The organism is Herbaspirillum sp. UBA812 (assembly GCF_002296545.1).
GTDB lineage: Bacteria > Pseudomonadota > Gammaproteobacteria > Burkholderiales > Burkholderiaceae_D > Herbaspirillum > Herbaspirillum huttiense.
This window is the reverse complement of record NZ_DBIC01000045.1, coordinates 1-8,297: the sequence shown is the minus strand read 5'-3', so window position 1 is coordinate 8,297 and position 8,297 is coordinate 1. Positions and strand designations below refer to the sequence as shown.

The 8,297-nt window shown below is 63.2% G+C and carries 9 protein-coding genes; 6 read left to right on the top strand and 3 right to left on the bottom strand.

Annotated features, from left to right (window positions below):
* On the bottom strand, window positions 1-593 hold a 593-nt coding region (locus B3873_RS02775), incomplete at its 3' end, for an ATPase domain-containing protein (RefSeq protein ID WP_286863918.1).
* 459 nt (window positions 594-1,052) lie between these two features.
* Here B3873_RS02775 and B3873_RS02770 point away from each other — a divergent pair.
* The 5 genes from B3873_RS02770 to B3873_RS02750 all read left to right on the top strand — a co-directional run bounded on the left by B3873_RS02770 (window position 1,053) and on the right by B3873_RS02750 (window position 5,747).
* Window positions 1,053-2,681, top strand: a complete 1,629-nt coding sequence (locus B3873_RS02770; protein ID WP_039789178.1) for a response regulator — start codon at window positions 1,053-1,055, stop codon at window positions 2,679-2,681.
* A 2-nt stretch (window positions 2,682-2,683) separates the two neighbouring features.
* Window positions 2,684-3,289: a sensor histidine kinase gene (locus B3873_RS02765; RefSeq protein ID WP_039789179.1), complete on the top strand. Its 606-nt coding sequence runs from the start codon at window positions 2,684-2,686 to the stop codon at window positions 3,287-3,289.
* A 406-nt stretch (window positions 3,290-3,695) separates the two neighbouring features.
* Entirely contained in the window at window positions 3,696-4,682 is a 987-nt protein-coding gene (locus tag B3873_RS02760; RefSeq protein ID WP_286863917.1) for an aliphatic sulfonate ABC transporter substrate-binding protein, read from the top strand.
* A 4-nt stretch (window positions 4,683-4,686) separates the two neighbouring features.
* Window positions 4,687-5,583 (top strand): ABC transporter permease, encoded by an 897-nt coding sequence (locus B3873_RS02755; RefSeq protein ID WP_286863916.1) that lies wholly within the window; start codon window positions 4,687-4,689, stop codon window positions 5,581-5,583.
* The gene (locus tag B3873_RS02750) at window positions 5,580-5,747 is read left to right on the top strand and encodes a hypothetical protein (protein WP_286863915.1); all 168 of its coding nucleotides are present in this window, start codon (window positions 5,580-5,582) and stop codon (window positions 5,745-5,747) included. Before B3873_RS02755 ends, B3873_RS02750 begins: the two co-directional genes overlap by 4 nt.
* A gap of 258 nt (window positions 5,748-6,005) precedes the next feature.
* Here B3873_RS02750 and B3873_RS02745 read toward each other — a convergent pair whose 3' ends face one another.
* Together B3873_RS02745 and B3873_RS02740 are read right to left on the bottom strand one after the other, a co-directional pair.
* Window positions 6,006-6,968 carry a Tim44 domain-containing protein gene (locus B3873_RS02745; protein WP_034329589.1) on the bottom strand — a complete coding sequence of 321 codons (963 nt, stop codon included), beginning with the start codon at window positions 6,966-6,968 and terminating at the stop codon, window positions 6,006-6,008.
* A gap of 214 nt (window positions 6,969-7,182) precedes the next feature.
* The gene (locus B3873_RS02740) at window positions 7,183-7,605 is read right to left on the bottom strand and encodes a hypothetical protein (protein WP_286863913.1); all 423 of its coding nucleotides are present in this window, start codon (window positions 7,603-7,605) and stop codon (window positions 7,183-7,185) included.
* A gap of 300 nt (window positions 7,606-7,905) precedes the next feature.
* On the opposite strand from B3873_RS02740, the gene B3873_RS02735 reads away from it, so the two are divergent.
* Window positions 7,906-8,297 (top strand): response regulator (locus B3873_RS02735; protein WP_286863911.1); only part of this gene is annotated, 392 nt, incomplete at its 3' end.

Here is an 8,297-nt window from a genome sequence, read left to right as displayed (position 1 = left end):
AAGATCACGGTGGTGTTGGTGCGGTTGATGCTGCCGGTCAGCTTGCGCAGCGCCTGCGACATCAGGCGGGCTTGCAGGCCGGGCAGGGAATCGCCCATGTCGCCTTCGATTTCAGCCTTGGGGGTCAGCGCGGCCACGGAGTCGACCACGATCAGGTCCACCGCACCGGAGCGCACCAGGGCGTCGCAGATTTCCAGGGCTTGTTCGCCGGTATCGGGCTGCGAGATCAGCAGGTCGCTCAGGTTCACGCCCAGCTTTTGCGCGTAGGTGACGTCCAGCGCGTGCTCGGCGTCGATGAAGGCGCAGGTGCCGCCCAGCTTCTGCATTTCGGCGATCGCCTGCAGGGTCAGGGTGGTTTTGCCCGAGGATTCCGGACCGTAGATTTCGATGACGCGGCCACGCGGCAGGCCACCGACGCCCAGCGCGATGTCCAGGCCCAGGGAGCCGGTGGAAACCGCCTGGATTTCCTCAGCGATGACGCCATCTTCCATGCGCATCACCGAGCCCTTGCCAAACTGCTTTTCAATCTGTGCCAACGCGGCGGCCAGCGCCTTGCTCTTTTCAGAGTTGTTCGCAGCTTTTTTGTCGTCCATAAATCTCTCTCGGCAAAATGTCGTGAAGACGGGTGTCAGGGGGAGTCTTGCTGATGTTGCTTGAATGTTGCTTGGATCTTGCTCGCAGTGCCTGGCCATCGCTGGCAGGCCGCGGGTGTTGCCCGGGGGCAGTGGATGACCGCCCCGATAGAGCGATACTGTATAAAAAAACAGTGCTTAGTGCAAGCCTTTTTGTCGGCCCAAATTCCATCCGTGGGCGAAAACCACAATTATACGAGAGGCCGACCTGCCAAAAACTTCATAAATCGCAGAGGAATGATGCATGGAAGGAAAAAAAACGGCACACTCGCGAGTTGGGGGGAATAATTCGTCAGCAATGGCCAAATTGGTATCAATAGTCGTCATCTCGCACGATATTGCGCCGCGGCAATTATTCGGCCCACGGCATTCCGCAATCCCGAACAGATCGCCTTACAGATCGCTTTACAGACCGTTCTCATGAGTTTAGTGCCCTTCAGCCACATCAGCGCCCTGCGCTGCCTGGTCATCGACGACATGCCGACGATGCGCCAGAACATCCGCATGCACCTCGGGCAGCTCGGCGTGACCAAGGTCGACCAGGCTGCCACGCCCGATGAAGCCATCCGCTTCGTGCAGTCCGGCACCTATGACCTGATCATCTGCGACTACAACCTCAACAAGGAAAGCAACGGCCAGCAGCTGCTGGAGTTCTTCCGCACCCAGAACATGCTCTCGCCGACCTGCATGTTCATCATGGTGACGGCCGAGAGCGGCTACAACCTGGTGGCCAGCGCCGCCGAGTTCCAGCCCGACGCCTACATGTTGAAGCCGCTCACGGCCAGCCGCATCGCCGAGCGCGTGGATCGACTGCTGGAAAAGCAGCACGCCATGCTGCCGGTGACCGAAAAGATGAAGCGCAAGGACATCACCGGCGCCATCATCGAATGCGACAACGTGCTCAAGTCGGCCCCCAAGTGGATCGTCGAGATCATGAAGACCAAGGGCACGCTGCTGATCGAACAGCGCCGCATCGACGAGGCGCGCGAGGTCTACAAGCAGGCCCTGGCCATGCGCGACGACCTGGTATGGGCCAAGATCGGCCTGGCCCGCTGCAACATCGTGGCCGGCCAGATGGATGATGCGCGCGTGATCGTGCAGGACGTGCTGGCGCAAAACAAGCAGTTCATCGCCGCCTACGACCTGATGGCGCAGATCGACGAAGCCCAGGGCAACCAGGAAGGCGCGCTGGAGGCACTGACCAAGTCCTCCGAGATCATTCCCTCGGCACGCCGCAGCCGCCTGGTGGGCGATGTGGCCTACCGCAGCGGCCATCTCGACCAGGCGCGCGAGGCCTATGACAAGGTGCTGAAGCACACCAAGGGTTCGCTCACCGCGCAGCCCACCGATCTGCTGTCGCTGGCCCAGGTGCACATCGACAGCGGCGATCCGGATGCCGCGCTGCGTTTGCTGGAAAGCGCGCCGCGCCGCTACGAGGAATCCAACATCTTCGTCTCCGCGCAGGCCGCCGTGCAGGCCCAGGCCTACGTCCAGCTGGGCGACACCATCTCGGCCCAGCAAGCCTTCGAGACGGCCCGCCAGGCGGCCGGCAAGGAAGCCTCGGACACCGCCACCCTGGCGCTGGCCAAGGCCGCCTTCTCGATGGGCAAGGATGAGGAAGGTGCCAAGCTGATCGCCGAAGCGGTCAAGTCCGACCACGAGAACAAGACCCTGCAGATGCTGGCGCGCAAGGTGCTGGCCGATACCGGCCGCGCCAACCTGGCCGAGGAGCTCATCGACGGTGCCGTCAAGCACTGCATGAGCATCATCGCCGAAGCCAATGCCCTCATGCGCAGCGCCAAGCCCGACGAGTCGCTGGCGCGGCTGGAAGAGGCGCTGGCCAGCATGCCGGAGAACACCGGCGTGCTGCTGGCCGCCGCCCAGCTGCACCTGCTGTGGATGAGCCAGCGCGGCTGGAACGAAGAATACGTCAAGCGCGTGCGCCGCTACCTGGCCACCCTGGACCGCCTGATTCCCGGCAACGATAGAGTCGCGAAGATGCACAAATTCCTGCGCGACACCCTGACCAAAGTAGCCCCGAAGAGCTGACCATGGATCCCAAGCTTGCCGCGATCATCATTCACGACATCAAAAACTCCCTGGGTGTGCTGGAGGGGGAATTGCGCCGCCTGTCCGACGACGTGCCGCGCGTGCAGCAGGCCCATGTCACCTGCCTGGCCCTGCAGGAAAAGCTGATCGCCTTCCTGACCCTCTACAAGGCCGATTCCCAGGGCCTGCGCGCGCAGGTCGAGGCGGTCTCGCCGCTGGACTTCCTCGATGCCCTGGTGCGCGAGCACGGCGTCTCCCGCAGCAACGACATCGCCCTGCAGGTGGACGAAACCGACATGCCGGTGATCGGCTTCTTCGATGAACACCTGGTGGCGCTGGCGCTGGAAGCGGCGCTGCAGAATGCCAGCCGCTTTGCACGCTCGCAGATCGCACTGGGCTGCCGCAAGCATCCGGAAGGCGGCGTGATCTTCACGGTGCGCGACGATGGCCCCGGCATCGGCACCCAGGAAAAGAAGCCGTCCACCGGATTGGGCATGGACCTGTGCAATGCCATTGCCACCGCCCACAACAAGGAGACCCGGCATGGCGAAGCGCGCCTGTCCAATCATCCGGATGGTGGTGCGCTGTTCGAACTGTGCCTGCCGTAAATCGATGAGGCGCGTACGGAGACGCATCTTCTCCGTGGCCTCATCGTGCTCCTCGTCCTCCTCTCTCTACCTGGCCGGTCTGCCACTCCTGCAGAGGACTACATGATTGAACGGCGGCATGCCGTCTCCTCTACACAACTGCATCTGTACATCTCTGCACCTCTGCACCTCTGCATCTCTGCATCTCTGCATCTCTGCATGAGGACATGACGGCCATCGGCCTCCATGGAATGCCCCCCGTTCGGGCCTGCGGCCACATGCGCCGCCCGCATATGCAAGCGCGAAAATAGTCGTTCTTCCGCCAGAGCTTCGTCCTTAGAGTGTCGGTTTGTCCCGCCTTTGCGGCCGGCCATGGCCGTGCTGCGCCACTTCGCGCGGGGCGATCCAACCTAGGGAGAACCCATTCATGCAACGCAGAGACTTCTTGCGCCTGGCCCCCGCCGCGCTCGGCGCTACCGTACTGGGCAGCGCGCCCCTGCTGGCGCGTGCCGCACAGCCGCCCAAGACCATCCGCCTGGACTATGCCTACTACTCGCCGCCCAGCCTGGTGCTGCGCAAGTTCGGCTGGCTGGAGGAAGATATCAAGGCACAAGGCACCGAAGTCAAATGGGTTCTCAGCGCCGGCAGCAACCGCGCGCTCGAATATCTCAATAGCGACAGCGTGGACTTCGGCAGCACCGCCGGCCTGGCCGCCCTGCTGGCGCGGGCCAATGGCAATCCGGTCAAGGCGGTGTACATCTATTCGCGTCCGGAATGGACGGCGCTGGCGGTGGGCAAGGAGTCGACGGTGAAGTCCATCACCGAACTCAAGGGCAAGAAGATCGCCGCCACCAAGGGCACCGATCCGTATCTCTTCCTGCTGCGCGCACTGCATGAGAATGGCCTCAAGAAGAGCGACGTCGAAATCGTCCACCTGCAGCACGCCGATGGCCGGGCCGCACTGGAACAGGGCCGCGTGGCCGCGTGGGCCGGGCTCGATCCCCATCTGGCGGCCAGCGAACTGGAAGCCGGATCGCGCCTGATCTACCGCAACGTCAACTTCAACACCTACGGTTTCCTCAACGTCAGCGACACCTTTGCCGCCCGCCATCCGGACCAGGTCAAGCGCGTGCTCGCCGCCTATGAACGTGCGCGCAGCTGGATCATCGCCCATCCCGACGAGACCGTGGCCCTGCTGTCGGAAGAGTCCAAGCTGTCGGCACAGGTGGCGCGCCTGCAACTGAAGCGCAACGATTTTTCGCAACCGCAGATCGGCCGCGAACACATCGAGGCCCTGCGCGCAGCCTCGCCCATCCTGCTGGAAGAAGACCTGGTCAAGAGCGGCACCGACCTGCCGCGCACCATCAATGCCTTGATCGATCCCAGCTATGCGCAGGGCGTGGTGAAGGCCTGAGGTCATGGCTGATCCCATCCCGCTTCCGGCCAAGCTGCAGGCCACGCCCAAGCTGGACGCCGCCAAGCCGCCCGTGGCCCGCGCGGCCACCCCGCGCCGCCGTGGCTGGCCGCATGACGATGGCTATCGTCCGGGGCGCTTCACCGGCTGGATCGTTCCTTTGCTGTTCCTGCTGGCGGTAGAAGCCGGTGCGCGGCTGGATTGGATTCCCGCGCGCCTGCTGCCACCGCCCAGCGAGCTGGCACACACCCTGTGGTCACTGGCGCAGCGCGGTGAATTGCTGCCGCATATCGCTGCCAGCCTCGCCCGTGTGGCTTCCGGCTTCGTGATCGGCAGCGTGCTGGCGGTTGCCCTGGGTCTGCTGGTCGGCATCAGCCGCCGCGCCGAAGCCCTGCTGGAACCCAGTTTCCAGGCGCTGCGCGCCATCCCGAGCCTGGCCTGGATTCCGCTCCTGCTGCTGTGGCTGGGCATCGACGAAACGCCCAAGGTGGTGTTGATTGCCATCGGTGCGTTTTTCCCGGTGTACCTGAATCTGGTGGCCGGCATTCGCGACATCGACCACAAGCTGATCGAAGTCGGCACCAGCTCCGGCCTCAGCACCGGCGAACTGATCCGCCACATCCTGCTGCCGGCCTCCCTGCCCTACCTGTTTGCCGGCCTGCGCGGCGGACTGAGCCTGGCGTGGATGTTCCTGGTGGCGGCCGAACTGATCGCCGCTACCAAGGGCGTGGGCTACCTGCTCTCGGATGGGCGCGAAAGCAGCCGGCCGGACCTGGTGCTGTGCGCGATCCTGATCCTGGCCGTGCTGGGCAAAGTCAGCGACAGCCTGCTGCGCACCGTCGAACAGAAAAGCCTGGGCTGGCGCGACGCGCGGCGTCGATCACACGGCAAGACCGCATGACCATGGACGGACTGGATCAGATCACGCTGGTACTGCTGATCATCCTGGTGATGGTGGCGTTGCTGTTTCCTCTGTCGGACGAGCGTTCTCCAGGACAGGACCGGGATCGGGCCAGAGATCGCACCGGCACTGCGCCGGACGAGCAATCTCACAAGCGCCGCTGATGCGGTGCTTTTTTATGGGACGCTGCGATACGAAGGAAAAGGCCGGAAGAGGAAAAATGATGCCCGCCACTTGGGCGGCTCCGGACCGAAATGAAGAAAACTTCAGGCGTGGAATGCAGAACCAAGCGAACAAAAAAAACCGCCGGCAAAAGCCGGCGGTAAAACGGACTGGCGACGCTCATCCACTAACCGCCGCCTTCCGCGCCAAACTGAAACTTGTTACATGAACGTTCTTGCCAATTTGTCCGGGCCGTTGACTCAGCCCTGGACCGGATCGAGCTGCTGGATACCAGCCAGCACCCAGCCACCCTGGCCGGCAGCCGGCTTGGACAGATTCCAGATCTCGGCAAACTGGGCCGGCGAAGCAGTCGGATCTTCCTTGATGAAGCCGAAGAACTTCACGCTGGCCAGGTAATCATTGCCCACCGTTTCCACGCCCAGCACTTCAGCATCCAGCGAGACCACGTCGGTCTGGTTGGCAGCAGCGCCGCGTTCCTGGATCTGCAGGCGCAGCTCGGCAAACATCTCGGGCGTCGTGAATTCGCGGATGTCGTTGATGTCAGCCTTGTCCCATGCCGCTTGCAGGCGGATGAAGTAGGTCTTGGCATTGCGCACGAAGCCCACGGTGTCGAAACCGGCCGGGATACCGTAGGCAGGCGCTGCCTCGGCATTGCCGAAACCACCACCGAAACCGTTCTGGGTGGTCGAGGCTGCGGACTGGTCGGTCTTGAGCATGGAGCCGATCTGCGGCGTGGCCGATGCGTTGTCAGCCGCTTGCGGTGCAGCGCTGGCCCAGGCCGGAGCCGGTTGCGCGGACTGTGCCGATTCCGACTTGCGGCGGAACATGCGGATCACGAACATGATCGCCAGGGCAATCAGGGCCACGGTCAGGATGGTGCTGATCATGCTGGCCAGTGCGCCACCCAGGCCGAAGTGCGACAGCAGCGCGCCCAGGCCCAGGCCCAGCAACGCGCCACCCAGCAGGCCCTTCCACATGCTCGGCTTGGCGGCGGCTGCAGCCGGAGCGGCAGCAGGCGCGGCCGGCTTGGCAGCGGCGGCCTGGTTCTGCTGCATCGGGGCAGGGCTCTGCGCCTGACGGCTGGCGCTGGAAGACTGTTTGCCGATCGAACCGCCACCGCCAAGACGCTTGGCTTCGACGGCCGACATGCCAACAGACAGCGTCATGACCGCCACTATCAGCGCGACAAATGCTTTTTTCATGCTATCTCCTAAAGGATTCTGATGATGTGATGCGGTCACATCGGCCGTAATTCGGAATCACTGGAACAGGTGTGCCCTGGAGGATCAGCACCGGCGCGGGCAGGCCGACGCTGGCCGCGCACGCGCAGGGTCCTGCTGGCGCACGGCGCGAAGCCTCAATCGATCAGGGGCAGTTCAGCGGGCGCAGCAAAACCTGTCGCGCGTGGCGACGGGATCAGGCCCGGGGAGGACGTCCTGCGCGGGGCAGGAACGGGGGTTGCAGGGCGGCATCGCTACGCAGAGCGGGCGCCAGGCGGGAAGTTTGCGGCACCATGGCCAGGGATTGCATCAGCACGGGCTCGTCACCGATACCGGCGTGCGTGGAGAAATCTTCACCGCTGTCGGCGTAACCGGTGCTGTCGTCATCGCTGCCGGCGGCATCGGCCACCAGGGCGTGCGACTGGTCGTCACCGAGTGAAGCGGCCTGGTCGGACAGGGAAACGGTCTTGGACACCAGATGCTGGGTCGCCACGGCGGCTTGCACCGGAGCCGGGACTGCGAAGTCGGTTGCGGCCATCGAGCTGGCGTACGTCAGCACCGCTGCAAATACTTGCACCGGGAGCAGACAGATCAGCAGCAGGACCCACAAACGTTTCATCAGATTTTCCAGCGATTTTTCCAGAAATGGATGCGAGAAATTATATCAACAAAAATTGCGCTGCCAGCAAGTAAATCTTGCTGACGCCTCCTACTATAAGGCCTAAGCTTCAGACTTCAATGCCCCAATCTGAATTGTTACACTTCAAACCCGCGACCTGACCTGTCTCAAGGACAGCGCTCATCAGGCAATCCCTGATTTGCATTGGGGGTTGAATTAGTGGAATATGAATGAAAAGGTATCACAATAATTCAACCATCCGAGACAATTCAGCCGGCCTTGCCTCGCTGACCGATTCTTATGCGCATCCTCCTTGCTGAAGACGACAGCGTACTGGCCGACGGGCTGACCCGTTCCCTGCGCCATTCCGGCTATGCCGCCGATTGCGTCAAGAACGGGGTGGAGGCCGACTCCGCCTTGTCCACCCAGGATTTCGACCTGCTGATCCTCGACCTGGGCCTGCCCAAGATGTCCGGCCTGGAGGTGCTGCGCCGCCTGCGCGCGCGCAATTCGCGCCTGCCGGTGCTGATCCTGACGGCCGCCGATTCGGTGGAACAGCGCGTGCAAGGCCTCGATCTCGGTGCCGACGACTACATGGCCAAGCCCTTTGCCCTCTCCGAACTGGAAGCGCGGGTGCGGGCGCTGACCCGGCGCGGTGCCGGCGGCGGGCCGACGGTCATCAAACATGGTCC

Excerpts from the sequence above, each read along its gene's own strand:
- B3873_RS02770 (WP_039789178.1), top strand. The coding sequence starts at position 1,053 with ATGAGTTTAGTGCCCTTCAGCCACATCAGCGCCCTGCGCTGCCTGGTC.
- B3873_RS02765 (WP_039789179.1), top strand. The coding sequence starts at position 2,684 with ATGGATCCCAAGCTTGCCGCGATCATCATTCACGACATCAAAAACTCC.
- B3873_RS02760 (WP_286863917.1), top strand. The coding sequence starts at position 3,696 with ATGCAACGCAGAGACTTCTTGCGCCTGGCCCCCGCCGCGCTCGGCGCT.
- B3873_RS02755 (WP_286863916.1), top strand. The coding sequence starts at position 4,687 with ATGGCTGATCCCATCCCGCTTCCGGCCAAGCTGCAGGCCACGCCCAAG.
- B3873_RS02750 (WP_286863915.1), top strand. The coding sequence starts at position 5,580 with ATGACCATGGACGGACTGGATCAGATCACGCTGGTACTGCTGATCATC.
- B3873_RS02745 (WP_034329589.1), bottom strand. The coding sequence starts at position 6,968 with ATGAAAAAAGCATTTGTCGCGCTGATAGTGGCGGTCATGACGCTGTCT.
- B3873_RS02740 (WP_286863913.1), bottom strand. The coding sequence starts at position 7,605 with ATGAAACGTTTGTGGGTCCTGCTGCTGATCTGTCTGCTCCCGGTGCAA.